Raw genomic sequence first — 25,591 nt, 5'->3', positions numbered from 1 at the left:
ACCGGGCGTCAGGCGGCCACTTCGGTGCGGCCGCGCCCGGCATTTTTCGCCTTATACAGCGCCACATCTGCCGCCTTCAGCCATTCCCGATAATGTCCAAACTGTGGCCCCCAGGGGGCAATGCCTACGCTGATGCGCAGAGGCTCTTTCGGTGCGCACGGTAAGGACAACGTTTCCAGACGCTCGTGAACCCGAGACATGACGGCGATGGCGCTTTCAGCCGCTGTCTGCGACATAATCACGGCAAACTCATCTCCGCCAAAACGGCCTATCGCATCGCCTGACCTGACTGACATCTGAAGCTGACGGGTAAGAGCAACAATCGCCTTATCGCCCACGTCATGCCCCCAGGTATCATTGATGTTTTTAAAATGGTCGATATCAATCAGCAAAATGGTGGCGTTGCAGTGGCTCCGGCGGCAGTGCTCAAACTCATTACGCAGCAGCATTTCCCAGTGTCGTCGGTTAAAGACCCCGGTCATGCCGTCGCGGGTACTCATCATTTCCAGCCGCCGCTTATGTTCCGCAAGCCTGATGGCCGTCCGGTGGCTGAGCCAGGCAAACAGCATGGGATAAAGCATGAGCACCGGAAGCGTTAAGCCCCACTCCACGGGATCGGGGTTGAAGACAGTTACTTTCCCGACGAGGGGCAGCGTCACCAGCGCGGTCAGGAGGGTTAACGTTATCCCCACAAGAAACAGGCGGCAGCCACCGGAGCCCATCATGTTCATTCCCACCATCATTACCAGCGCTGCCGTGGGTAATGCATACAGCCCCATCACGCCAATCCAGAGCCCGGCGATAATGGCATCCATCTTAAGGTTGAAAATCTCCTGCTGGTGAGGTGACGCGGCGCGGCAGGATAACTGCCAGGCAAAATGGGGCCAGACGAACGCCCACCCTACCAGGATCAACCACCATCCGCCGGGTAAAAAATGGATGACCAGCATTCCCGCCACGGGGAAAAACATGGCTGCCAGACCAACAGCGCGCGCCAGCCGAACCCGCCGGGCAAACTGGATGCCGGCGCGATAAGGGTCATCCTGAGAAAGGGTTAAACTCCACTCTTCCCGAATGCGCTTTTTGTTGTAATACGTTTCATCATTCATCATTTTTGGGAATATTCTGAAACATTTTCCCAAATTATAGAGAGGGGGACTGCGGGGAAAGTATGAAATTTCGGGTGAGCAGCCGACGCCACTCACCCGTTAGAACTACACTTGTTTCTTCAGACAGGCACTCATGAACTTGCTGCGATCGTCTCCCTTCAGGGACTGTTCGGTCGCTTTCGCATTACACTCGCGCATTTTTTGCTGCTGCGGCGTCAGACTTTTTTCGCCAGGCTTCGCGGCACCGTTTTTAAGGCAGTCGCTCATATAGGTCTTACGGGCATCGCCTTTCAGACTCTGGGACGTCGCCTGTTGATTACAGGTCGTCATCCGTTGCTGCTGAGGCGTTAGCGTTTTCTCTTCCGCATTCGCCGATGAGATCAGGAACAGGCCGGAGAGCAGAGTAACCAGTAATGTTGTTTTCATTGCACCATCCTTTTGTGAATATTCCCTGTAAGTCTGGTTCGTAACAGGAAAAAAACCACCCGGCAGCGGTGATTTTGCCGGGAATTTCTCATTTCAGACCCAACGTACCGGTATTGGCGGTATCGACATAAAGGATAGGGGAAGTAACGCGATAACACGTGTGCTCTGTTTCACTTTTATTTTCTCGCGGTACAAACAGATAAAAAATAAATACAGAGCAGCGCCAGGCATCCTGCATGACAATTTTGTGAAACGTCAGAACCGTTCGTGACGGCTTAACTGCGCGGATGCCTCAACAGCTTCTTTACGTATTGCTGCAGCAATTCGGCATCCTCTGGTGGAACCTGAGTGTCGGGTCGCGCCTTATCCAGCGCCCCTTCGATGCTATTGATTAACGCCTGCTGATCGGATGTATCCATCCGCCGCAATAGCGCGGTGACGACAATTTCCAGCGCTTCGACCTGGGCAACCAGTTCTTTAGACTCTTCTTCCTTTTGTGCAAGCTTAACCAGCAACTCAGCAATGAGATTCTTCATCGTGCTATTTCCTTATGGGGTTTCCTCTGAAATTAACACCAGGAATGAAATATGCAAAGCGGAGAAAAGTATTATCTTATGTAAAAGTGACATTACCGCCAAATTAGGGTGCCACCCTTATTAGCGAAACGTTTTTCTATAAAAAAACGCCGCATTTAGTTATATAAAAATACGGCTACCATAAGAATATATAATACACCCGCGAAAGGACTATTTCGCTGATTTCGCCTCCGCCATTCGTGTTCGACGGCGCAGGGCAATCGCCAGCTGGATAATATTGATTAAAACGACAATTGCCGTAGCAGCAAATACCCAACGAAAACCTGCCATCGCAGAAACGGATGCGCCAATAAGCGGACCGGCAACGTTGCCTAAATACATAAACGACTGGTTATAACCAAAAATACGTCCGGTGACCTGGTCGCTGGAATATTTGACCAGCAAGGTCTGTACGGCAGGCAACATAGCCCCATCGGCGAAACCGAGTAAAAATCGCAGCACGCCCAGCTGAAGCGGAGAGGTAACAAACGACATCGCGAAAAAGAGCACCACCGCAAAAATCAGCGTCGCCATCAGGATACGCGCCGTGCCGATCCTGTCCCCCAGCTTCCCCAGACGTGGCGCAGAGATCAGCGCGGAAACGCCCGGCACGGCGGCAATCATCCCGCTGAGAAAAGCAATATTATTGCTGTCTGGCTCCATTGATTTAATAAACAGCGCCAGAATGGGCCCCACCGAGCCGTTACAGAGCTGGATCACCATGGTGGTGACAAACAGGCTGATCATCAACCCTGGGTAAGGCAGCGAGGCGAAGACGGCCTTACCGCTCAGGCGTTCAGACTTGCTGACAACGGGGCGCCCTCCCTCTTTGATCAGAAAGAGCGTGACCAGAAAGCTAACCACCAGCAGGATCGCAGTGATGATAAATACCGCGCGCAGCCCAACGTGGTCTGCCAGAAAGCCGCCCAGCAGCGGGCCACCGATGACGCCGCTTATCTGCGCCGTTGAGAGGGTGCTCAGCGCCCAGCCGCTTCGTTCGCGTGGCACCTGAGAGGCCACCAGCGCCATGGCATTCGGAATGTACCCGGACGTCAGCCCCATCACCGCCCGCAGGAAAAACAGCTGCCAGACGTTCGTGGCGAAGGCCTGGAGCAGAATCGCAATCGCCATCCCGAGCGAGGCGCGCAGCAGCATCAGCTTACGGCCTTTCCGATCCGCCAGGCTGCCCCACATCGGAGACACAATGGCGGAGACCAGAAACGTGACGCTGAACGTCAGACCGGACCACATGGAGAGCGCTTCGTGGGAGGTAACCCCCAACTGCGACACGTACAGCGGCAGGAACGGCAGGATCTGGCTAATGGCCAGCCCGGTAAAAAAGCAGCCGAACCAGACCGAGATGAGATTAACTTTCCAGGATTCCATAAAGAAATAGTCTTCATTTTTAGGCGAATTCGCCGTCAGATTAGCAAGTTACGCACGCCGGCGTCGCACCAGAGATGCGGCTTTGCTGACTTTGGTGTTTTATCTTCCCAGTCATCATATTTGTGAAATAAGTCACAAATCATCCACTTTCTGGCGGAAGATTATGCTTCAGCGACAGAGTCCGAAACCGCGCATCCCCAGATGAAAATGGTTGGCATGCGCCGCGTTATACTCCGGCCCCAAACCGTTACCGTAGTAGCCGCAGCTGGCCGCCAGCAGGGCCTTCAGCCATGGCTGCGTTTTTGCCGATTTCCAGCCGTTCAGCACCGTGACGCGCTCCCCGTTCGCCAGCCGAAAAGCGGCGATATCCAGCGCGTCTGCGGTGGCATGCTCACTGCGCCGCGCATCGGGCCGGTGGTAGATATTGCGACAGGCAAAGCTGCCAAGGTGCTCAATGCGCGTCAGCTCATGTCCCGTGAAGCGCTGCGTCAGTGGCCGGACCTGCTGGCTGACAAACAGTGCAGAGCTGAGCGCCAGCGGACAGCTGGCAAGAAAACTGCCGTTCAGACTCACCGGGCCGAAGTCACGCACGCGCACGACGTTGCGCAGCGGACATGTCCCGCCGCCGTCAGCGACCGGTTGGGTGCGGATAAGGTTTCGTTGATTGGCCTGCGTTAACAGGCTCGCGCAGGCTTCGGGGGTTAAACGTCGCAGTTTATACTGGGTAATACGGCCAGGGGGATCGTCCAGGGCCAGCGGTTTAAATGGATTGTAGTAAGACGGCAACCAGCGATAACCCGCCGTTGCAACTGCCCCCAGGATGAAAACGGTCAGCAGAGTTTTTCCTTTCACGTTCCCCCTCACTCTTCCCCAAAACATTATGGCAGAAGGCCGCGAAACCCGCAGGGCATCGTGGTATGTTATTGGCTTTTCGTCAGACTGGAAGAGAGTGAGATGGCAAAGCAGCGCGTAGGTATTGTCTTTGGGGGAAAATCAGCGGAACACGAGGTGTCATTGCAATCGGCCAAAAATATCGTTGATGCGATCGATAAAAGCCGTTTTGACGTGGTCCTGCTGGGCATTGATAAACAGGGCCAGTGGCATGTTAACGACGCCAGCCAGTATTTGCTGAATGCCCACGATCCGGCGCACATCGCCCTAAATCCTTCGGACATCAGCGTCGCGACCGTTCCTGGCGTCATGAAGGGACAGCTCATCGACGCCGGCAATGCGCAGGCTCTCACTCAGATCGACGTGGTCTTCCCTATCGTACACGGCACGCTCGGGGAAGATGGTTCCCTGCAGGGGATGTTGCGCATGGCCAACCTGCCGTTTGTTGGATCAGACGTACTGGGATCCGCCGCGTGCATGGACAAAGACGTCACCAAACGCCTGCTGCGCGATGCCGGACTGAATATCGCGCCATTCGTCACGCTCACCCGCGCCAACCGCGACAAGTACAGCTTCGCGCAGGTTAGCGGTCAACTGGGGCTGCCGCTGTTTGTGAAGCCTGCCAACCAGGGGTCATCCGTGGGCGTTAGCAAAGTCGCCAGCGAAGCAGAGTTCACGCAAGCCGTCCGTCTGGCGTTTGAATTTGACCATAAAGTGGTTATTGAGCAAGGGATCAAAGGTCGCGAAATTGAGTGCGCCGTGCTGGGCAACGATTTTCCACAGGCGAGCACCTGCGGTGAAGTGGTCTTAAACAGCGACTTCTACTCCTACGACACCAAATACATTGATGATAAAGGCGCACAGGTCGTTGTACCTGCGGATATCGATCCGGCGATCAACGACAAGATCCGGGCGATCGCCATCAGCGCCTACCAGACTCTCGGCTGCAGCGGCATGGCGCGCGTGGATGTCTTCCTGACGCCGGAGAACGACGTGGTAATCAATGAGATCAACACGCTGCCGGGTTTCACCAACATCAGCATGTATCCAAAACTGTGGCAGGCCAGCGGGCTTGGCTACTCTGAGCTGATCACCCGCCTGATCGAACTGGCGCTGGAGCGTCACGCCGCCGACAGCGCGCTGAAAAGTTCCGTTAACGGTTAATCGGCACCCTTCGCCGTCTCTTCCGTCGTCGTCTCTTCCGGGCGACGGCGGATAATCAACCCCGCCAGCCAGAAACTGATCACCCAGGTCACCAGCCCGACGGCATAGGTTTGCCACCCTTTTGCTTCAAATCCTAACAGCCCCACGACGCCGTTAAGAATAAAAATCAGCCCAATAGCAAAGGCATAGTAGTGCCAGTCACGGCGAAGTTTGGACGTGAGCTTCATAACAACTCCGGCAGGAAAAAAGACATCCTCTCACAGTTTAAGCACGAGGTCTGTGGCAGATGCGGAAATTCTGAAACGCGACGCAATTTCACTTAAGTTTAAAAATTGTGACGCGCTGCAGAAATCAATAATCCAGGAGAATTCCTGAGCGTAAATTACCACGATTCTGATATTGACAAATGCAATCACCTGTCAAACTCACCCCGTAAGACGCGTATTAAAACAGAGTTATACCTCGGGAGGTCAACATGGCTGACTTTACATTGTCGAAACCGATTTTTGGCGGCAAACCAAAAACCTCTACGGCGGGTAATATCGCGTATGCCTTGTTTGTCCTTTTCTGCTTCTGGGCAGGCTCCCAGTTGCTCAATATGCTGGTCCATGCGCCAGGTGTTTATGAACACCTGATGCAGGTGCAGGATAACGGACGTCCGCGAGTGGAGATTGGATTTGGCGTGAGCACGCTGTTCGGTCTCGTTCCTTTCCTCGCGGGGTGTATGATTTTAGGCGTAGTCGCGTTAGTCCTGCGCTTTCGTCGTCGCCATTAAAGCCCCATACAGCGAGCCCGGCGATCGTCCACGCGCTTCGCAAACCAGGCGGTGGTCAGGTTACGTGTGATCTTCGGGCTTTCCAACTGAATACCCGGCAGGATAGCCCTCGGTAACGTTTTCCCACTCTTCTGCTCCGCAAGGGCAAACACCTTCTTGTAGAGATCCGTTTTCTCGAATGCCAGGCTATCGCCTTTTTCAAGCTGACGGCGGATATCGCTGTTGCTCATATCAAGCGCTGTCGATAATGTCCGTACCGCGCTTTCGGTGCCTCCCGCCTCGCTGCTGCCGTAGGCGATGAGATCGCCGTCCAGCGCCAGCTTGACGCCGCTTGCGCGGCTAAGCGCACTTTGAAACGCCGCGTTACGGCTGGCATACCAGCCGGCATTAAAGTCTGCGAAGCGGTACAGCGGCGCGTTGTAATTCGCCGGATAGTTCAGCAGATGATACGTGCCGAACCACAGTCCGCCGCGCAGTGAGAAGACCTCCTGGCGCACCGTACCGTCAATTTTCCATGGATAGCCGTCGGTATGCTTCTCGGCAAACGCGATGCTCACCTGCATTGGTCCGCCGGTGTGAACCGGGTTGAGCGAGCCAAACAGTTTCTGCCCCATTGGCACCATGTTGATGAAATCATCAAAAATGGCGCTGAGCTGTTTTTCGGTTTTCACCGTGTCCAGCCGGTCGCTGTAGCTTTTACCGTTCGGCGAGGTGATTTTCAGTGCGGTATGCACGAGGAACACCGGGATATGCATCGATTCCGCGCGGCGGTCGATCTCTTTCCAGGCAATTTTATTCAGACCCGGCACCACCGGGTCTGACTGGTACATGGACTCCTGCTGCGCCACCGCCAGCACCGAGCAGATATTTTCCTCGGTCGGGGCAATCTTCTGGCTTTCAAAGGTTTTAGCCAGCGCATCTGCCCACGCATTGCGATCCTTCACGCTGGCGGGCATTTTTTGCCGCACAACGCTTGCCACATCCACGGGCTTTTCACCCTTTTTGAGCGGGGCTGCCCCTTTTTCGGCACAGCCCGCCAGCACCAGAGCGGCCAGTAAGGACAGCGATAACGCGCGCGGTACGGCAAAAGACATAGCAACTCCCTGTATTAGCTAAAGGTATTGGTCACTTCCTGCAGGTCACGATCGTCCAGCTCACGCTCAAAGCTGCGGAGACGTTTGTAGATGGACATCAACTCCACCAGCGTGGTCCAGGAGCTGATCAGATACTGGAACGACCCGCGCACCTGACCGAAAACATTGGTGATCTGCGTCATCAGACCGAGCGTAATCGTACCCGCAACAATCGACGGAAACAGCAGGAACAAGCCGAAAACGTTATCCACCTGCAGATACAAAATGCGCGCAATGTTGAAATACATATAGTGGAAGTAAAGGCGGAAGTAGTTACGACGCACGGCACCAAACAGCTCACGGACGGTCGGTGGCGACGCGCGGCTGGCATCATCTTCCCCGTAAACCAGCTCTTTACGATACGCCGCTTCGACGCGCTGATTTTTAAACTCCAGACCCGGCAGCTTGATCCCCACCACCGCCAGCAGGCCCGTGCCCATCAGCGACCAGACAATCGCGGCAATCACCAGACCATACGGCAGATGGCCGACAATCGGCAGATCCGGCACATGCGCAGAGAGCGTCACCAGTACCGGCAGGAAAGCAATCAGCGTCATGATGGCGTTGATGAAACTGACGCCCATATCTTCAAGGGTGGAGGCAAAACGCATGGTGTCTTCCTGCACACGCTGCGCGGCACCTTCGATATGACGCAGATGCTGCCAGTGCGCCATGTAATGTTCGTTCATCGCGGTACGCCAGCGGAAAACATAGTGGCTGACGAAGAAATTGTTCATAACACCAATGATCACCGCAATAAGCGCGATACCGAGGAAGACGCCGACTTCATGGTAGAACTGGTTAATGGTGACCTTGTGCGGCGAACTCAGTGCGGTCTGAATCAGATCGTAGAACGGTGCATACCAGGCGTTTACCGCCACCCCCACTTCCACCAGGAACCACGTCACAAAGATGATCAGCGAGGTACCGAGAATCGACCAGTACTGCCAGCGGTGCGGAGAATAGACAAACCAGAACAGCGCAAACAGCCCTACGCACAGCATGTAGTAGGCGTAAAACAGCAGATAGCTCAGTGACCAGAAGCGCGCTGCGCTAATCGGCACGTCGCCTGTCGCCCCGGCTATGCGTGCCAGCCATGCACCGCCGCCCGCCTGCCAGAAAACGACCGCGATAAGAGCCCAAATAAATGCCGACAGGAAAAATGGCCCCGGCTTTGGGAAAAAAGACTTAAACATGATGCTTCCTTCTTGTTGTTATGGTTGTTGCTGTGCTCAACACATGACCAAACGAATACCCTGCCCGGGCCGGAAGACCGGCTCGGGCAAAAAGGTCAGACCCGAGGGTTGATTATTAGTTCGCTTTCCAGTTTTCGAGAATTGTTTCGGTGCGTTTCACCGCGGGAGGGTTCATCGGTGCAATGAAGTTACGCCAGACGTCATTATGGTGGTTAATCAGAATCTGTGCTTCAGCCGCCGGGCGATTCGCGGTGGTATGGGCATCCTCAGCCACGGTAATGTGGTAGCCCCGACTGACGCCGTTTTTAATTGTCGCGTCCACGCAGTAATCCGTGGCGCAGCCGCAGATGACAAACTCACGAATTCCGTGTTCACGTAACAGCGCTTCAAGCGATGTGTTGTAAAAAGAATCACAGGCGGTCTTGGTAACGTAAAGCGCATCAGCCGGTTGATGGAGTTCAGGCAGCAGCGCAAACCCTTCACTTCCTTCTTCCAGCCCCCCGGCCTCGGTATGCTGAATAAAAATGACGGTGTCGGCCGCCTGCGTAAGCTGGTTGATCAGAGAGACACACTTTTCGCGCTGATGACGAGGGGTTTCAAATACCCCGTTTTGCATATCAACCACCATGACCACACGCTTTTCAGACATACCGTTCTCCGTAAGATTGAGTAATACTGGTGCCTATCATAAGCCCGATGCCAGAAAATGGGAGAGCGCTCGCAAGTAAATTATTCATATTTACCCATGGTTACGTTTTTCTGGCTATCGTTATGCTATTCCGGGCATTGCACGGTAGAGATTAGTAGTATAAATACCCATTACTTTCTTCATTCACTTCATGGATGCTTTTCGTTGAAACGTTGTCTGCTCTCTTTTGCCGCGCTGTGTGCGGTGAGCTTCTCCACCGCCCAGGCGGCCCAACCGCTGACGGCTCCCGTTTTGGCTTCAGACATTGCCGATCGCTACGCGAACCTGATCTATTACGGCAGCGGCGCAACCGGGATGGCAATGGTGGTTATTGATGGCAACCAGCGCGTATTCCGCAGCTTCGGTGAAACGCGCCCAGGCAATAACATTCACCCGCAGCTGGATTCCGTCGTTCGCATCGCGTCCTTAACCAAGCTGATGACCAGCGAAATGCTGGTGAAACTGCTCGACCAGGGCGTGGTGAAGCTCGACGATCCGCTCAGCAAATACGCCCCACCGGGTGCACGAGTGCCGACGTATCAGGGAACGCCCATTCGCCTTGTGAACCTCGCGACGCACACCAGCGCGCTGCCGCGTGAGCAGCCTGGCGGAGCGGCGCACCGCGACGTGTTTGTCTGGCCCACCCGTGAGCAGCGCTGGAACTACCTGAGCACCGCCACGCTGAAGGCGGCCCCGGGTTCGCAGGCCTCTTACTCCAATCTGGCGTTCGACCTGCTGGCGGATGCCCTCTCAGCGGCTGCGGGCAAACCCTACACGCAGCTGTTTGAAGAGCAGATAACCCGTCCGCTGGGGATGAAAGACACCACCTTTACCCCTTCTCCGGACCAGTGCCGTCGCCTGATGGTGGCGGAGAAAGGCGCAAGCCCGTGTAACAACACGCTGGCGGCAGTGGGGAGCGGCGGGGTCTATTCCACCCCAGGCGACATGATGCGCTGGATGCAGCAGTTCCTCTCATCGGATTTCTATTCGCGCAGCAGCCAGGCCGACCGTATGCAGACCCTGATTTATCAGCGAACTCAGCTGCACCGTGTGGTCGGAATGGACGTACCGGGTAAAGCCGATGCGCTCGGCCTGGGCTGGGTCTATATGGCACCAAAAAATGGCCGTCCGGGTATTATTCAGAAAACCGGCGGCGGTGGCGGGTTCATTACCTATATGGCGATGATCCCGCAGTCCAACGTGGGCGCATTTGTGGTGGTCACCCGCTCCCCGCATACGCGTTTCGTTAATATGAGTGATGGCATTAATAACCTGGTGGCTGAACTGAGCGCCAATAAAGCCCAGGTGCTGACCGCGTCTAACTGATCTTAATATTCCGTGGGCAAGCGGTTGATGCTGACCAGCTTGCCCCGGCTCATATTAATGTAGTTTCCCTGCCGCAGCGCAGCGAGAACCTCTGCAACAACCGAGCGCGAAATACGGGTGCTTTGTTGAATATGATTCATCACACCAATTTTCGAGCGCAACGTTTCATCCCACTCCGCCATATTCAGCAACATGGCGCGGATCTGGTGATAAGAATTATTTCCCACCAGCTGCATGTCGCGTTTCGCAAGAATGTAATTTATCCATGATAACCAGGTGAAGGCCTCTTTCCAGAGCGCATTCTGTTGTATGAGCTGACGGGTGGTTTCCGTGGATAAATAAAAACCCGTACAGGGTGTTTTGGCGATAACTTTGTATTCGTGACAGTGTTTAATCATCACGGTGGATAGCCCAAAAATAAATGGCGCTTTCGCGATCCCCAACAGCAATTCATCTGGATAACGATAGATTTCGATTATACCGGTCTGTAATACGACCGTGCGTGACTCATTGCACTCGTGAGAAGTAATGATTTGTTGTGGAGCACATTGAAACGTACTACTGGCTGCTATCAGACACTGTTCGAGCCGGCTTAATTCAGAAAGCGGTTTCGCATTAACGTTCATGCAGACCTCAAGACATCCGTATTGGTCGGTTCAATATTGTTTTTTGTTTTTATCGTAAAAAAGCGGGGGATATTCTCCCCCGCTTTCAGGTATTACCAGGTATATTTCACACCCAAATTGGCGCCCCAGTTCTGGTCAACGTCACCGCCGCCAAGATACGTGGCATCCGTATACGCGCTGAAGTTCTTCGTGAAGCTGAACTGCGTACCCAGCCCTACACGCACCGCAGAGCCTTTAACGCCGTTGTCGATACTGTCGTCGTTGATATCCGCAGTGTTATCAGCATCATCATAGACATAGGCCAGCTTGAAGTAAGGCGTCAGCGCCTGCTCGCCACCGTAGTTGAAGGTATAACCCGCATCCAGGCCGAGTTCATAGCGCAGGCTATCGTAAGATTGCCCATCAACGCGCATGTCATTACTCAGGCGATAATCATCCCCGGACTGGAACAGACCGGATACCGCCGCGTAAGGGGTTACGTAGCCAGACAGGTTTGGTTTCCAGTCATAGCCCAGCTTCATGCCAAAGCCAACCGCATCGGTGGTCGTGTCACCGTCAACGTATTGACCGTTGCTCATGGTAGCTGAAAGGTCGTTGTTAAAGCGGGTGTAGCTCAGGGAGCTGTCGAGGAACATATCGTTCGCAAACTTCGCAGAGGCATAGATCATTGCCGTCTGGCTGTCCTGATCGACCTGACCGGTACGATCGCTGATATCCCCCTTCGCGAAGCCTGCTGCACCGCCGACGATCCACTTCGCATTGTTACCGTCAATCTGGGTGTCCAGACCGACCATAATGCCGCTCACGTCCTGATCGTAGCTGATAACGCCATTGTCACCGTCGTAGTTGCCACCGAAGTAGCTCACCCAGGCTCCGCCATTGTCCGCCAGGCCATGACGGCTGTTGGTCAGACGCGAACCGACGGTATCCTGCTGCAGATTCCAGATATTGGTATTGGCAGAAGGAATGCTCAGCGCCATGTTGGCGTAGTCGCTCAGCGCTTTCTGCTCAAGGACAACGGTATCACCCTGCTGCTGTGCCTGATAGGTGTAAGCCCCTAAATCCGCTTTGTTTGCGGCAGTAAAGTGGGCTGCGGTATCCGGATTGTTATCATAAACACGGACGATCTCTTTGTTTTTGTAATCAGCGACAGAGCCTGCGCCGGTCGCATCATCAATGCGCACTTTATAGTTACCGGCAACGTCACCGTTCACCGCCAGATGGCCGTCTGAGTTCAGTGCGACGACACCATAGTCGTAGTCCGCGCTGTAACGATCGTTAGTGATATAACGCGCGTTATTCAGATCGCTGTTCAGCACGTAATCACGGCTGGCTACGTTCAGTACGCCGCCGTCGGTCAGCACCATATTGTGCGTGTCGACCTGACCCAGACCCAGAGCCAGCTCGGCACCGTTATCGACGGTGATCGTATTCGCATACAGCGCGGCCGTCTCTTCGGTCAGAGCTGCACGGCTATCGCTGTCCAGATAGAGGCTGTCGGTCGCTACGCCGCCGCTGTCGCCAATATTCAGCGATGAAGCATTGGTTAGGGTAATGGAGTCCGCCAGCAGGCCAGCGTTTTCAACGTTGACCTGAGAGCGGTTATTCACCGCCAGCGCGTCGATGTTAGAGATCTTACGGGTATCCCACTCGGAACCGTTGTCCAGCGTTACGTTGAACAGGCCGCTCTGGTAGACCGCTTCGCCCGCTACGTGGCCGTTGCTGTCAAAGGTGGAGTCAGGCCAGATGCTATTAGGCGCCAGCGCATGCCAGTCAACGTTGCTGTAACCCAGACCGTACATCTGCGAAGTGCCAATGGCTTGAACGCTGGACTGCGCCGCACCGACCCACTTGCTGCCGTTGGTCAGCGTCACGTCCAGCCTGTCGGTGCCATCCCAGCCGTTAGTGGTTGGGTTATAGACGCCATCATCGGTGGTATCGGTTGCCGGATCGCCATTTTCGTAGAAGTTGTTATCGAAGGTGCTGGCGAACAGGATGTCGCCGGTGACGGTAGAATGGTCGAACGTGGCGGTGGTCTGCATGGCGTTGTCAGATGCGCTGGCCGCAACGATCAGCGCCGCGTCATCCGCACCCGTGGCGTGGGTTTCACCGTAGTCGCTCGGCTTAGCCGTTTGACCGTAGAATCCGCTGGTACCTAGATCGCTGTAGGCGCCTGACGTCAGCACGGAGTCTTTAACCACCAGCGTATCGGTGAACACGTTTGCGCTGTTCGCCACGCCTTCAACGCCGTCATACGGAGTATTATCGAGTTCCTGATAGCCCTGCGTTAGCGTAATGCCCGCAACGTGGGAATTATTCTGGATAACAATATCAGACTCCACGTCCAGCGTAATCGCGTTACCGAGAGCGTAGGTATCCTGATAATGGGTTTCCGTCGTTTCGCCATTCACGACGTCATAAGCGTAATGCTCGTAAGCGTCGTTGATCGTGCTGTTATCGACGGTCAGGCTAAAACGATCGAACTGAGCATGTGCGGTACCGTCGGCGTCTACGCCGTCGGCACAGTTTGCGGTCATACACTCAGAGGTAATCATACCGTTGATGGTGCTGTTAGAAATGCTGAGCGCATTTGAATGACCATTGATGCCGTCATCCAGATAATACGTCGAAATAACGCCATTCACCGTTGATTTATTGATCACCGGATAAATATCACCGTCATGGCTGGCATCAGTGTAATCCCAGTCAGCATAACCATAATACCACGGGGTTGAGGCGGCGTTATCATATCCAAATGTATTATACGTCGTACCGGAAATATCTTTCGCATTGGCCTGAGAAGCGATAGCCAGGGTACAGGCTAATGCAAGTTGAGATACAACCAGTTTCTTTTTCCATGTTTGCATTGGGTCATCCCTCCTCAGGGACGTAAGCAAGTTTGTCCGTCAAATCATTGTGCAATATTCAATTGCGGAGAGAATTATGCAGTTGCATTTAGAAAAGGTTCAATGAATGATTCCATTAAGTCCGCATACAGACAAAAAAAGAGAAAAAAGGTCAACCACACAGCAGGCAATCATTATAAACATTATAAAAACAGAAAGTTGAAAATTAATTTCATAACTCACATTAATATTATTAAAATAAATAGATCATTATTTTTTATATATTCTATCTGATATAGAAATCATACTAATCATTCCCCTTTTCCTGAAAAAACAGACCGCGCGAGTGTAGAGTGAAAAAAGGTTCTTCAGCCGTCAATTTGAGAAAAGAAAAAAGCCTACTTTCGTAAAACAACGGCCTTCACTTTGAGGTACACTAGGCCTCTTTGTTCCACAAACATCAGGCATCCCATGACCGATTTAATTGCACGTCCCCGCCGTCTGCGCAAGTCACCTGCACTGCGCGCTATGTTTGAAGAGACAACCCTGACCTTAAACGATCTGGTGTTGCCGATTTTTGTTGAAGAAGAGATCGATGACTACAAAGCCATCGAAGCCATGCCGGGCGTGATGCGCATTCCGGAAAAATATCTGGCGCGCGAGATCGAACGTATCGCCAACGCGGGGATCCGCTCGGTGATGACCTTTGGCATCTCCCATCATACCGACGCCACCGGCAGCGATGCGTGGAAAGAAGATGGCCTTGTCGCCCGTATGTCCCGCATCTGCAAAGAGACCGTGCCGGAAATGGTCGTCATGTCAGACACCTGCTTCTGCGAATACACCTCTCACGGCCACTGCGGCGTGCTGTGCGATCATGGCGTGGATAACGATGCCACCCTGCTGAATCTCGGCAAGCAGGCCGTGGTCGCGGCCGCAGCGGGTGCAGATTTCATCGCCCCCTCTGCCGCGATGGATGGACAGGTTCAGGCGATTCGTCAGGCACTGGATGCGGCAGGCTTCACCGACACCGCCATCATGTCCTACTCCACCAAATTTGCCTCCTCCTTCTACGGCCCGTTCCGTGAAGCGGCTGGCACGGCGCTGAAGGGCGACCGTAAAACCTATCAGATGAACCCGCTGAACCGCCGGGAAGCGATTCGCGAATCCCTGCTGGATGAAGCTCAGGGCGCAGACTGCCTGATGGTCAAACCGGCTGGCGCGTATCTTGATATTCTGCGCGACATCCGCGAACGCACTGAACTGCCGCTGGGCGCTTACCAGGTGAGCGGCGAGTACGCGATGATCAAATTCGCCGCGCAGGCGGGAGCGATTGACGAAGAGAAAGTGATCCTCGAAAGCCTGGGTGCGATCAAACGTGCGGGCGCGGACCTGATCTTCAGCTACTTCGCGCTGGATCTGGCTGAGAAAAAAATCCTCCGCTAATCTTCACCAAACTGCAATACAACCGACATCTGCTCCTTCTACTGTCTTCGCAAGACGGCAGGAGGAGTAACCATGTTTAGCCTCGATAGCGTTCTCGACGATCTTTGGCCTCAGGCGAGGCCTGCACCCTGGCAAAAAAGTCTGTTAAAAAGACTGTTTTACGAAGATGAATTCCAGCAGTTTGCCGCCGCACACCGCCACCTCAAAGGACTGGACATGGTGGAGCAAGTTCTGGAGCATCTTGATATTCTCTGCACCGTTTCCGCCCGCGATCTCGAACAAATCCCTGAACATGGCCCGCTGGTCATTATTGCCAACCACCCGACGGGTACGCTGGACGGGCTTGCGCTATTGTACGCCGTCTCCCGCGTACGGCGTGACGTCAAAGTCGTGACCAACCGGATGCTGACCCACCTTGAGCCTCTCAGTTCACTCTTTATTCCGGTGGACAATATGGGGGGCAGGACGGCGAAATCCTCCCTGGTGCAGATGGAACAACATCTGCAAAATGCGGGCGTACTGATCTTCTTCCCGGCGGGAGAAGTTTCACGTCCGACGCGCAAAGGCATTCACGATAAAAAATGGCACCCGGGCTTTATCAAGCTCGCCAGCAAGCTGCGCGCGCCGCTGCTGCCGGTGCATATTCAGGCGCACAATAGTCTCCTCTTTTATGCCAGCACGCTGGTGTCGCCGACATTGTCGATGCTGCTGTTAATGCAGCAGATGTTCCGCCGCCGCCATAGCCAGCTGCCGATTAAAATCGGCCAGCAGATCGCCTGGCATCACTGGCACAGCGCCACCCTTTCGTCGCGTGAGATGGCCGAGCAGTGCCGTCAGCACGTGATGCGTCTTGGCAAGGGAATGCCTGGCGTCTTTAAAACCCAGTGCGCCATTGCTCGTCCAGAGGACCGGGCGACTCTGAAACGCGAGCTGGCGCAGGCCGAGTGTCTGGGCAAAACCGGCGACGGTAAGCTCATCTATCTGTGGCAGCGCAACGGCCAGGAAGAGGCTCCGCTGCTGCGCGAGCTGGGCCGCCTGCGCGAAATTGCGTTTCGTGCGGTGGAGGAAGGGAGCGGCAAGCGCCGGGACACCGACCGTTACGATGACGATTATCTGCACCTGATCCTGTGGGATGATGAGGATCTGGAGATCGTGGGGGCGTATCGCTTTATGCCCACCGCAAAGCAGGTTGCGCATCGGGGTCTGGAAGGGTTGTACAGCTACAGCCTGTTCCACTACGACGATAAAATGCAGGACGTGCTGGAGCACGGCATTGAACTGGGTCGCAGCTTTATTCAGCCGCGCTACTGGGGACGCCGCGGCCTGGATTATCTCTGGTCCGGGATTGGGGCTTATCTGGCACGTTATCCGCACTACCGTTATCTGTTTGGCCCGGTCTCGATCTCCGGAGGCTTACCGCCAGCGGCGCGGGATCTGCTGGTGGCATTTTACCGTCTGTGGTTCCCGGCAAGCCATCCGCTGGCCGCGTCGCGCCAGCCTTATCCTGCATCGTTACCGGACGTGCTGGCACAGTTTGGCGGCGTGGATTACGTGGACGATCTGACGAAGCTGAAATCCCTGCTCGGCAATCTGGGCTGCGGCATTCCGCCACTCTACAAGCAGTATTCCGAGCTGTGCGAACCGGGCGGCGTGCAGTTTATTGATTTTGGCAGCGACCCGGCGTTCAACAACTGCGTCGACGGGCTGGTGCTGGTGGATTTGTGCTACCTGAAGACGAACCGCTATCAGCGGTATATAGGGGTACACTCTTTGTAGGCCGGGTAAGCGCAGCGCCACCCGGCAAAAACGGTGCAAAATTGCCGGGTGGCGGCTACGCCTTACCCGACCTACAGGTACTACAGGATCAAGGGCGATAAAACGGCTTATCCCCCAAAATCGTCGCCCGCTGCATAATCCGACGCTGCGGCAGATAATCCGCATTGGCATAGTGCTGCGTCACGCGGTTATCCCAGATCGCGAGATCGTTCTCCTGCCAGCGCCAGCGCACCTGAAACTCCGGTTTGGTGATATGCGCAAACAGGAAGCGTAGCAGCGCCTCGCTCTCTTTTTCCGTCACGTCCACAATGCGCGTGGTAAACCCTTCGTTCACGAATAACGCTTGCTTGCCCGTGACCGGATGGGTACGCACCACCGGGTGCAGCAGCGGAGGATGTTTTGCAACCGCATCCAGCCAGCGCTGATGCTCCTCTTCGCTTTTACGGTACTTGTATTCCTGGAACGATTTTTTGAAATCGTGCTCCGCCCGCAGACCACTCAGCAGCGTCCGGAACGGTGCGGACAGCGCCTCGAAAGCCGCAATGCCGCTCGCCCACAGCGTATCGCCTCCGGTCTCCGGCAGCAATTTTGCCGCGAGGATCGCCCCTGCGGGCGGCGTCTCGATAAAGGTCACATCGGTGTGCCAGTTGTCATTATCCGGCGGATTATCGTTATGGGTATCCAGGACGATAATCTCCTCCACCCCTTCCGCATGCGGATAGACCGGATGGATATGCAGATCGCCAAAGCGTAGCGCCAGCGCGCGCTGCTGCTGCGGGGTGATCGCCTGCTCGCGCAAGAACACCACCTGATGGCGCAGCACCGCGTGATACAGCTGCTCGAACTGGTTATCGCTCAGCGGACGGGTTACATCCAGGCCCGACACCTGCGCGCCAATATACGGCCCCAGCGGGATAATGGTCAGACGTTCACTCATTGTATTTCTCCATGCCAGGGCGTCAGACGACGCTGTAGAGCGCGCAGCCCCAGCTCTAATCCGAAGGCGATCGCGGCAATGACCGCGATCCCAGCCAGCACCACGTCAGTCGCCAGGAACTCTCCCGCCGACTGCACCATAAACCCTAATCCCCGCGTGGCGGCGATCAGCTCTGCCGCCACCAGCGTGGACCACCCCACGCCGAGGCCGATGCGCAGCCCGGTTAAGATCTCCGGCAGCGCGCCCGGTAAAATCACGAACAGCAGCACCTGTGTCCGGCTGGCGCCCAGCGACTGCGCCGCGCGGATCCGCACCTGCTGGGCACTTTTGACGCCCGCCAGCGCCGACATCGCAACCGGGGCGAAAATCGCCAGATAGATCAGCAGGATTTTTGACGTTTCACCGATGCCAAACCAAATTACCATCAGCGGCAGATAGGCCAGCGGCGGCACCGGGCGGTAAAGCTCAATCAGCGGATCGAGGATGCCGCGCACCGTCGGGCTTAAGCCCATCGCGATGCCAACCGGAATGCCGATCATCACCGCAGCCAGCAGCGCCACCAGAATGCGCGTCAGGCTTGCGCCCAGATGCTGCCAGAGCGTGGCATCCATAAACCCCTGCGGCCCGGCGATGGCAATAAGTTTGGCCAGCACCTGTCCCGGCGGCGGCAGAAACAGCGGGCTGATCCACTGCAGTGCCGCCACCAGCCACCACACCGCCAGTAACACCAGCAGCGTCCCGACGCTCAACGTGAGCTGGCGGGAGAACGGCCAGCGCAGCGCCTGACGCGTGCGGCGCGTTTTTTCACTGAAGACGATGCTCATGAGAAAGCCTCCCGTTGGTCAAACACGCGGCTTAGGATGTACTCACGCTGGTCGATAAACTGCGGATCGGATTTGATGCTGCGCACGGGTTCTCCGGCGACATAACGGCGCGCGAACTCGAGCGGCAAGCGTTCCACCACGCGCCCCGGCCCCGGCGATAACAGCACCAGCTCGGTCGCCATAAACACCGCTTCTTCGATGTCGTGGGTGATCAACAGGACCTGCTTGCCCGTCTCATGCCAGAGACGCAACAGCAGGGTTTGCATCTGCTCGCGGGTGAAGGCGTCCAGCGCGCCGAACGGCTCGTCCAGCAGCAACAGCTGCGGGTTTGCCGCCAGCGCACGGGCAATGCCGACACGCTGGCGCTGACCGCCGGAAAGCTGCCAGATAAAGCGTTTTTCCGCCCCTTCGAGACCCACTTTTTTCAGCATCTGCCGTGCCGTTTCCAGCCGCTGTTCGCGGTTCACCCCCGCAAGCTGTAGCCCAAATGCCACGTTTTCCTGCACGTTGCGCCAGGGGAGCAAACCTTCATTCTGGAAAACCACGCCGCGCTCGGCGCCGGGGCCTTCCACCTTTTTGCCTTCCAGTTGGATGGTGCCACGCTGATAAGGGACAAAACCGGCAATCAGATTCAGTAGCGTAGTTTTCCCACACCCGGAGGGGCCCAGCACCACCAGCAGTTCACCGCTGGCCAGCGTCAGGTTGATCTCCTCCAGCGCAGGTTTGCCGCCGTAATCGGCATACAGGTTCGTTATGCTCAGCATGGCGGACTCCTTATTTCACAAAGCGGTCGGTGACGTACTGGCTGTAATCCGCCGCTACCGCGGGCACTTTGCCCTGCGCTTTCAGGAAGGTGGCGGTATCGACAATCGCTTTGTTCACCGGCCCGGTCAGCTGCTGCACCTGCTGCGCAGGGGTCAGGTAGGTATTGCCTTTCACCAGCCCCGGCACGTCCGCTTCCGGCACGCCGCTCAGTCGGGCGAGTTTTTCCAGATTGGCGGTCTGCTTCAGCCATTCATCGGGATTACTGATATAAGGCTGTTGGGCGTCGAGGGCGCTTTTGGCAAAGGCTTTCACCACCTCGGGATGTTTCTCAGCAAAGTCTTTGCGCACGACCCACACGTCGAGCGTCGGCGCGCCCCACTGGCCCACCTTTTCGGAGTCGGTCAGCACGGTGCCATCTTTTTCCAGCTCGTTCACGGCTGGGGCCCAGACATAGGCTCCGTCAATATCCCCACGCTGCCAGGCCGCAATTATCGCGGGTGGCTGGAGATTAAGAATCTGAACCTGCCCCGGCTTGATGCCCCAGTGTTTGAGCGCCGCCAGCAGGCTGTAGTGGGTGGTAGAGATAAACGGCACGGCGATGCGCTTGCCGATCAGGTCTTCCGGTTTGGTGATGTTTTTCTTCACCACCAGCGCTTCAGAGTTACCGAGCTGCGAGGCGAGCAGGAACACCTCAATCGGCACCTGCTGGCTGGCCGCGACCGCTAGCGGGCTGGATCCGATATTGCCGATCTGCACGTCGCCGGAGGCTAACGCACGCACGACGGACGCCCCGCTGTCGAACTTGCGCCAGTCGACGTTCGCGCCGCTCGCTTTGGCAAAGGTGTTATCCGCCTGCGCAACTTTCGCCGGTTCCGCAGAGGTTTGATACGCGACGGTGACGTCTACCGCCTGCGCCTGAAAGGCCCACAGCGCCAGCGCGCCGAGAAGTGTGATTCGCGATGAAATTGCCATAGTATCTGCTCCCCTTGTTGTTATGAGGGCAGTATTTCCGGCGCGGGAATTTTGATAAAGGAATTAAAACGCATCGCTCATAACGATTCGTTTTTAGATAAAAAGTGGGAAAGGATAGTCAGTATTGTGCGATTCGTTTTTCCCCTCTCCCTGTGGGCTGATGTATCCCCGCAATTAAATGCGAGCCGTGAACAATTCCCTCGCCCCTTCGGGGAGAGGGTTAGGGTGAGGGGAACATACGGCTGTAGTGGTCATTCCGTTCACTTAATGTTCCTTGCCACTCTGTGACGGCATGACCGGTGAACGTGCCAGGGTGGCTCAATCGCCACCACCCTGGCGACCCGGGCTCCCGGCGGTAAATCGCCGCTTCGCGGTGCCCTCAGCTTATTCCTTCAGGCTATCGGGTCGGGCATGAGCCTGCATCCCTGCAGGCCACGCCCTCTCGGCGCATCCGTGCGCCTCGCCCCGGCCTTACGGAAACGCTTCGGCGATTTACAGCCGGACCAGAGCATCGCTGTAAGTTAGTCATTTCACATTATAAAATTGAATGGCTTCTGGTTTAAAAATTTACACGGAAACCCTCAGATGTAGGCCGGGTAAGGCGTAGCCGCCACCCGGCAGAGAAATCAGCGCTTTGCGTTTAGCTCAGCAATATCCTTCGGTGTGGTGCGACAGCATCCACCGATTAATTTCGCTCCAGCCGCCAGCCACTGAGGCAAATAGCCCGCCAGCGTCTCGCACGCTTCGCCGTGGTGGTGCCAGGTTTTGGTCACCGCATCATAGTGCTCGCCCGAGTTCGGGTAGACCACCAGCGGCAGCGCCGTCAGGCTTTGCAGATGTTTCAACGCCGCGGTGGTGTTTTCCAGGGCGATGCAGTTGATGCCCAGCGCGACAATGTGCGGGGAGTTTGCCAGCACGTCGACCACCTCACGCAGCGGCGTGCCGTCGCTCAGGTGCTCGCTATCACGCAGGGTAAACGAGAACCACGCCCGGGCGCGAGGATACTCGGCCAGAAGCGCCGCCAGCGCCTTAATTTCCCCAAACGAAGGCAGCGTTTCGCAGGCCAGCAGGTCCGCCCCCGCATCCAGCAGCGCTTCCACACGCGGGCGGTGGAAGGCGGTAAACGCCTCGGCGCTGCGCACGTAGTCGCCGCGATATTCCGAACCATCCGCCAGATACGCGCCGTACGGCCCCACGGAGCCTGCCACCAGCAGCGTACCTGCGTGCGGGTTTTCAGCCAGATACGCTTCGCGGGCCTTACGCGCCAGTTCCACGCTTTTGCCAATCAACGCCCGGGACTGTGCCTCGTCCAGCCCGCGTGCCGCGAAGCCCGCGGGCGTGGCCTGGTAGCTGGCAGTGATCGCCACCTGCGCCCCTGCGCGGTAATAATCAAGATGCACTTCGCGGATAAGTTCCGGGTTTTCTACCAGCACTTTGGCAGACCAGAGGCTGTCTGCAAGGTTACACCCGCGCGCTTCCAGCTCCGTTGCCATCGCCCCATCCAGCACCACATACGGCTGTTTTTCGAGAAGGGCGGTAAGCGGATTATTCTGCGACATGTTCAGGCTCCTGCGATGTCATATTTCGGGTCAGGTAGTACGCACCATAACACAGGGCGACAAACGGAAGCCCGCAATAAAGGGCAATACGCTGGCTCGGGTCAAACCACAGGCCGACACAGGCAACCACGCAGAGAATAAAACCGAGTACCGGCACCAGCGGATACCACGGTGCGCGATACTGCAACGCAGAGAGCGGCTGGCCGGACTGCAGATGTCGGCGACGGAAAACGAAGTGCGACGCGCAGATGCTGATCCAGACCGCCACCACCGCAAAGCCGGAAATGGCCGAGAGCGCGACAAACACCGTGTCCGGGGCGATAACGCTTGAGAACAGCGCCAGCACGCCACCGAGCATGGAAACCGAAAGCGCCGTCAACGGCACGCCATTTTTGTTCACCCGGGCAAAGCAGCGCGGCAACGTTTTCTCGTTAGAGAGCGACCACAGCATGCGCCCGGAGGCATACAACCCGGAGTTGGCCGCCGAGAGGATTGCCGTCAGGATCACGAAGTTAAAGATATCTGCCGCGTAAGGAATACCGACCTTCTCAAACACCAGCACGAACGGGCTCTTTTCCACGCCCGCCTGCTGCATCGGGATCAGCGCCGCCAGTACAAACACGGTGCCGATAAAGAAGATAATCAGCCGCGCGATGGTGGTGCGGATTGCGACCGGAATGACCTTGTGCGGGTTTTGGGTTTCGCCCGCCGCGATACCAATAAGTTCGGTGCCGGAGAAGGCAAAGTTCACCGCCACCATGGTCATCAGGATCGGCAGGCCGCCGTGCGGGAACCAGCCCTCAGCGGTAATGTTGCTTAACCCCGGCGCAGGAGAACCGTCCTGCATCGGGATAAAGCCAAAGACCGCCGCCCCGCCGAGGATAATAAAGGCGATGATGGTGATAACTTTCACCAGCGAGAACCAGAATTCGCCTTCAGCAAAGAAGCGCGTGGAGATGACGTTAAGGCCAAAAATCACCACGCAGAAGACCACGCACCACGTCCAGACGGGCACCTGCGGGAACCAGTACTGCATGCAGAACCCGGCGGCGGTAAAGCTCGACCCGAGCGCCACCGTCCAGGTGAGCCAGTAGAGCCACGCCACGGTGTAGCCCGTCGCCGGGCCAAGATAACGGGCGGCATAGACGTGGAACGCGCCGGTTTCCGGCATCGCCACGGAAAGCTCACCAAGACACTGCATCACCAGCCAGACCACCAGCGCGCCAATCAGGTATGCCAGCAGCGTGCCAGCCGCCCCGGTCGTGGAAATGATATAACCCGTATTAAAAAATAACCCAGTCCCAATCACGCCGCCCAGCGAGAGCATAATCAGGTGGCGTGTTTTCATGGTGCGCTTCAGCTGCCCATTTTCTTGTTGTGTTTGCATATTACCTTCTATACGTATGGACATCTAAACATCCAAAGAAGGTGTTATACCGCGATTGTTAATAAAAAGCTAGATGACCAGACGCAAACGAGCGCGCCGCGCACTGAGTCTGGGGTGGGATGTCAGGATGACATAGAGAAAAGGACGCCAGGCCATAAGCACCTCCGCAAGCTGATATGTACATCATGGTGCGGGAAGAGACGATCTTCGGTCAGTCGAAAGTGGGATCCGTGAAGAGTGGATTCATACCGCAACACTGTCCACAGGACAGGTAAGGCGCAAAGGTTGGTAATTCTCACAATCAGTTCTATAGTCGAACAGTTTCTTAGTAACCAGGAATGACTGATGCGCTTTAACGGACTGACCAAAGGTTTCTTTATTTTCATCCTCGCCCTTGTGACCTGGGCCTTCTTCGACGTGCTGTCGCCCTACTTCTCCGCAATACTGTGGGCCGCTATTCTGACCGTGATTTTTAACCCGGTAAAAAACAAGCTGCGCACCGCGCTGGGGGATCGCAACGGGCTGGCCTCGCTGCTGACCATCGGCATTATCTGCCTGATCGTCTTTATTCCGCTGATGGTGATCCTCTCCTCACTCGCCATTGAGCTGAACGTGGTGTACACGAAGCTTCAGGAGAACAACACGCAGTTCCCGGAAGTGGTGGCGAGCATCTTTAACCACCTGCCGGACTGGGCCAGCGGCTTCCTCGCGGATCACAACCTGAACAACGCGGCGCAGATCCAGAAAAAACTCTCCGATGTTGCGCTGCAGGGCGGGCAGTATCTGGCGGGTAGCGCGTTTCTGATCGGCAAAGGTACGTTTGGCTTTGCGATTAGCTTCGGCATCATGCTTTATCTGCTGTTCTTCCTGCTGAAAGACGGACCGTATCTGGTGCGCCAGATCCTCGACTCCCTGCCCCTGTCTGATTTCGCCAAACAACACCTGTTCGCCAAATTTGTCGGCGTATCGCGTGCCACGGTAAAAGGCACGGCGGCGGTGGCGGTGGTCCAGGGCATACTCGGCGGGATTGCGTTTGCCATTGTGGGCCTCGACGGCAGCGTCCTCTGGGGCGCGCTGATGGCTTTCCTCTCGCTGGTACCTGCCATCGGTTCGGCGATTGTCTGGGTCCCTGCCGCCATCTTCCTGTTCGCCACGCACCAGATCTGGCAGGGGCTGTTCATTGTCGGCTTCTTCGTGATAGTCGTCGGGCTGGTGGACAACATCCTGCGACCGCTGCTGGTGGGTAAAGACACCAAAATGCCGGACTATCTGATACTGATCTCCACCCTCGGCGGCATGGAGCTGTACGGCATTAATGGCTTTGTCATTGGGCCGCTGATTGCCGCGCTGTTTATCGCCTGCTGGAACCTCTTCTCCGGCCGCGACCACGAAGGAAATGCTGAAGAGCTGGATGCCGATTTCATTGAAGAGGGAAAAAACCCTCCAGATTTGTAAGGATGTGACAATATAGACCCCACCAGGCGGCACTGTGCCGCCTTTTTTTCGCCATAAATCAGCCGTTTTCTATAATCTGAAGAACGCCATCCTCTTCATGTTGTAAAAGGATCACCAGGTGCGAATCGCGACAATTACTAACTGGGCCTATGGTGCCACGGTCTGCCTGACCATTGCGTCCGGCATTATCATGCTGCTGGCTTCCGACGCCGACACCGCGGAACGTCAGGCCATTGAACAGCGTCAACGTTTTGATGAGCTGACGGAAAATATTGAAACTGATGCCTGGGTACAGTCCGATTTAGCGCGCCTGTACGTCGTCAAAAAAG

At 55.9% G+C, this 25,591-nt stretch carries 23 protein-coding genes; 6 read left to right on the top strand and 17 right to left on the bottom strand.

The window, feature by feature from the left end; all coding sequences use genetic code 11:
- Nucleotides 1–8: 8 nt before the first annotated feature.
- The 5 genes from adrA to ACMGGM_RS17990 all read right to left on the bottom strand — a co-directional run bounded on the left by adrA (nucleotide 9) and on the right by ACMGGM_RS17990 (nucleotide 4,348).
- Nucleotides 9–1,112, bottom strand: a complete 1,104-nt coding sequence (gene adrA / locus ACMGGM_RS18010; RefSeq protein WP_023332217.1) for a diguanylate cyclase AdrA — start codon at nucleotides 1,110–1,112, stop codon at nucleotides 9–11.
- Nucleotides 1,113–1,214: 102 nt separating this feature from the next.
- Complete coding sequence (psiF, locus tag ACMGGM_RS18005) at nucleotides 1,215–1,535, bottom strand: phosphate starvation-inducible protein PsiF (RefSeq protein WP_014882731.1); 321 nt, start codon at nucleotides 1,533–1,535, stop codon at nucleotides 1,215–1,217.
- Nucleotides 1,536–1,810: 275 nt separating this feature from the next.
- A complete protein-coding gene (gene iraP / locus ACMGGM_RS18000) occupies nucleotides 1,811–2,071 on the bottom strand; it encodes an anti-adapter protein IraP (RefSeq protein WP_014882730.1) in 261 nt (86 codons plus the stop codon).
- 210 nt (nucleotides 2,072–2,281) lie between these two features.
- Nucleotides 2,282–3,496, bottom strand: coding sequence for a multidrug efflux MFS transporter (locus tag ACMGGM_RS17995; RefSeq protein ID WP_023332216.1), 1,215 nt, complete (start codon nucleotides 3,494–3,496; stop codon nucleotides 2,282–2,284).
- A gap of 168 nt (nucleotides 3,497–3,664) precedes the next feature.
- Nucleotides 3,665–4,348, bottom strand: coding sequence for an extensin family protein (locus ACMGGM_RS17990; protein ID WP_023332215.1), 684 nt, complete (start codon nucleotides 4,346–4,348; stop codon nucleotides 3,665–3,667).
- Nucleotides 4,349–4,450: 102 nt separating this feature from the next.
- On the opposite strand from ACMGGM_RS17990, the gene ddlA reads away from it, so the two are divergent.
- A complete protein-coding gene (gene ddlA / locus ACMGGM_RS17985) occupies nucleotides 4,451–5,551 on the top strand; it encodes a D-alanine--D-alanine ligase (protein ID WP_014882727.1) in 1,101 nt (366 codons plus the stop codon).
- Here the strand turns inward: ddlA and ACMGGM_RS17980 are convergent.
- Nucleotides 5,548–5,778, bottom strand: a complete 231-nt coding sequence (locus ACMGGM_RS17980; RefSeq protein ID WP_014882726.1) for a DUF2754 family protein — start codon at nucleotides 5,776–5,778, stop codon at nucleotides 5,548–5,550. The two genes, ddlA and ACMGGM_RS17980, sit on opposite strands and share 4 nt — an antisense overlap.
- Nucleotides 5,779–6,026: 248 nt before the next feature.
- On the opposite strand from ACMGGM_RS17980, the gene ACMGGM_RS17975 reads away from it, so the two are divergent.
- The gene (locus ACMGGM_RS17975; RefSeq protein ID WP_014882725.1) at nucleotides 6,027–6,326 is read left to right on the top strand and encodes a DUF2755 family protein; all 300 of its coding nucleotides are present in this window, start codon (nucleotides 6,027–6,029) and stop codon (nucleotides 6,324–6,326) included.
- On the opposite strand, the gene ACMGGM_RS17970 is transcribed toward ACMGGM_RS17975, so the two are convergent.
- From ACMGGM_RS17970 to ACMGGM_RS17960, 3 genes are all read right to left on the bottom strand, one after another.
- Nucleotides 6,323–7,420, bottom strand: a complete 1,098-nt coding sequence (locus tag ACMGGM_RS17970) for a DUF1615 domain-containing protein (RefSeq protein WP_023332214.1) — start codon at nucleotides 7,418–7,420, stop codon at nucleotides 6,323–6,325. The genes ACMGGM_RS17975 and ACMGGM_RS17970 overlap by 4 nt on opposite strands.
- Before the next feature lie 14 nt (nucleotides 7,421–7,434).
- Entirely contained in the window at nucleotides 7,435–8,655 is a 1,221-nt protein-coding gene (sbmA, locus tag ACMGGM_RS17965; RefSeq protein WP_023332213.1) for a peptide antibiotic transporter SbmA, read from the bottom strand.
- A gap of 115 nt (nucleotides 8,656–8,770) precedes the next feature.
- Complete coding sequence (locus tag ACMGGM_RS17960) at nucleotides 8,771–9,304, bottom strand: isochorismatase family protein (protein ID WP_014882722.1); 534 nt, start codon at nucleotides 9,302–9,304, stop codon at nucleotides 8,771–8,773.
- A gap of 204 nt (nucleotides 9,305–9,508) precedes the next feature.
- On the opposite strand from ACMGGM_RS17960, the gene ampH reads away from it, so the two are divergent.
- Nucleotides 9,509–10,669, top strand: a complete 1,161-nt coding sequence (gene ampH, locus ACMGGM_RS17955) for a D-alanyl-D-alanine-carboxypeptidase/endopeptidase AmpH (protein ID WP_023332211.1) — start codon at nucleotides 9,509–9,511, stop codon at nucleotides 10,667–10,669.
- A 2-nt stretch (nucleotides 10,670–10,671) separates the two neighbouring features.
- On the opposite strand, the gene ACMGGM_RS17950 is transcribed toward ampH, so the two are convergent.
- Nucleotides 10,672–11,295: a helix-turn-helix domain-containing protein gene (locus tag ACMGGM_RS17950; protein WP_023332210.1), complete on the bottom strand. Its 624-nt coding sequence runs from the start codon at nucleotides 11,293–11,295 to the stop codon at nucleotides 10,672–10,674.
- 92 nt (nucleotides 11,296–11,387) lie between these two features.
- The gene (locus ACMGGM_RS17945; protein WP_045134707.1) at nucleotides 11,388–14,162 is read right to left on the bottom strand and encodes an autotransporter outer membrane beta-barrel domain-containing protein; all 2,775 of its coding nucleotides are present in this window, start codon (nucleotides 14,160–14,162) and stop codon (nucleotides 11,388–11,390) included.
- A 450-nt stretch (nucleotides 14,163–14,612) separates the two neighbouring features.
- Between ACMGGM_RS17945 and hemB the strand changes: the two genes are divergently transcribed.
- Together hemB and ACMGGM_RS17935 are read left to right on the top strand one after the other, a co-directional pair.
- Entirely contained in the window at nucleotides 14,613–15,587 is a 975-nt protein-coding gene (hemB, locus tag ACMGGM_RS17940) for a porphobilinogen synthase (RefSeq protein ID WP_008503294.1), read from the top strand.
- Between the two features lie 72 nt (nucleotides 15,588–15,659).
- Nucleotides 15,660–17,363, top strand: a complete 1,704-nt coding sequence (locus ACMGGM_RS17935) for a lysophospholipid acyltransferase family protein (protein WP_045134706.1) — start codon at nucleotides 15,660–15,662, stop codon at nucleotides 17,361–17,363.
- An 88-nt stretch (nucleotides 17,364–17,451) separates the two neighbouring features.
- Here the strand turns inward: ACMGGM_RS17935 and tauD are convergent, their stop codons facing one another.
- The 6 genes from tauD to mmuP form a co-directional block, all read right to left on the bottom strand.
- A complete protein-coding gene (tauD, locus tag ACMGGM_RS17930; protein WP_045134705.1) occupies nucleotides 17,452–18,300 on the bottom strand; it encodes a taurine dioxygenase in 849 nt (282 codons plus the stop codon).
- Nucleotides 18,297–19,124: a taurine ABC transporter permease TauC gene (tauC, locus tag ACMGGM_RS17925; protein WP_014882718.1), complete on the bottom strand. Its 828-nt coding sequence runs from the start codon at nucleotides 19,122–19,124 to the stop codon at nucleotides 18,297–18,299. The genes tauD and tauC overlap by 4 nt, the downstream gene beginning before the upstream one ends.
- On the bottom strand, nucleotides 19,121–19,888 hold the full coding sequence (gene tauB, locus ACMGGM_RS17920) for a taurine ABC transporter ATP-binding subunit (RefSeq protein ID WP_014882717.1): 768 nt from the start codon (nucleotides 19,886–19,888) through the stop codon (nucleotides 19,121–19,123). The genes tauC and tauB overlap by 4 nt, the downstream gene beginning before the upstream one ends.
- Nucleotides 19,889–19,898: 10 nt before the next feature.
- Nucleotides 19,899–20,861 (bottom strand): taurine ABC transporter substrate-binding protein, encoded by a 963-nt coding sequence (tauA, locus tag ACMGGM_RS17915; protein ID WP_063614018.1) that lies wholly within the window; start codon nucleotides 20,859–20,861, stop codon nucleotides 19,899–19,901.
- 626 nt (nucleotides 20,862–21,487) lie between these two features.
- A complete protein-coding gene (gene mmuM, locus ACMGGM_RS17910; RefSeq protein WP_023332204.1) occupies nucleotides 21,488–22,420 on the bottom strand; it encodes a homocysteine S-methyltransferase in 933 nt (310 codons plus the stop codon).
- The gene (gene mmuP, locus ACMGGM_RS17905; protein ID WP_014882714.1) at nucleotides 22,407–23,807 is read right to left on the bottom strand and encodes an S-methylmethionine permease; all 1,401 of its coding nucleotides are present in this window, start codon (nucleotides 23,805–23,807) and stop codon (nucleotides 22,407–22,409) included. The genes mmuM and mmuP overlap by 14 nt, the downstream gene beginning before the upstream one ends.
- A 345-nt stretch (nucleotides 23,808–24,152) precedes the next feature.
- Between mmuP and ACMGGM_RS17900 the strand changes: the two genes are divergently transcribed.
- Nucleotides 24,153–25,262 carry an AI-2E family transporter gene (locus ACMGGM_RS17900; RefSeq protein WP_014882713.1) on the top strand — a complete coding sequence of 370 codons (1,110 nt, stop codon included), beginning with the start codon at nucleotides 24,153–24,155 and terminating at the stop codon, nucleotides 25,260–25,262.
- Nucleotides 25,263–25,591: the final 329 nt, after the last annotated feature.

Source organism: Enterobacter sp. BNK-14, assembly GCF_047456095.1.
GTDB classification, from domain to species: Bacteria; Pseudomonadota; Gammaproteobacteria; order Enterobacterales; family Enterobacteriaceae; genus Enterobacter; species Enterobacter kobei.
The sequence above is the reverse complement of the archived record's forward strand: the minus strand, read 5'-3'. Positions and strand labels throughout refer to the sequence as shown.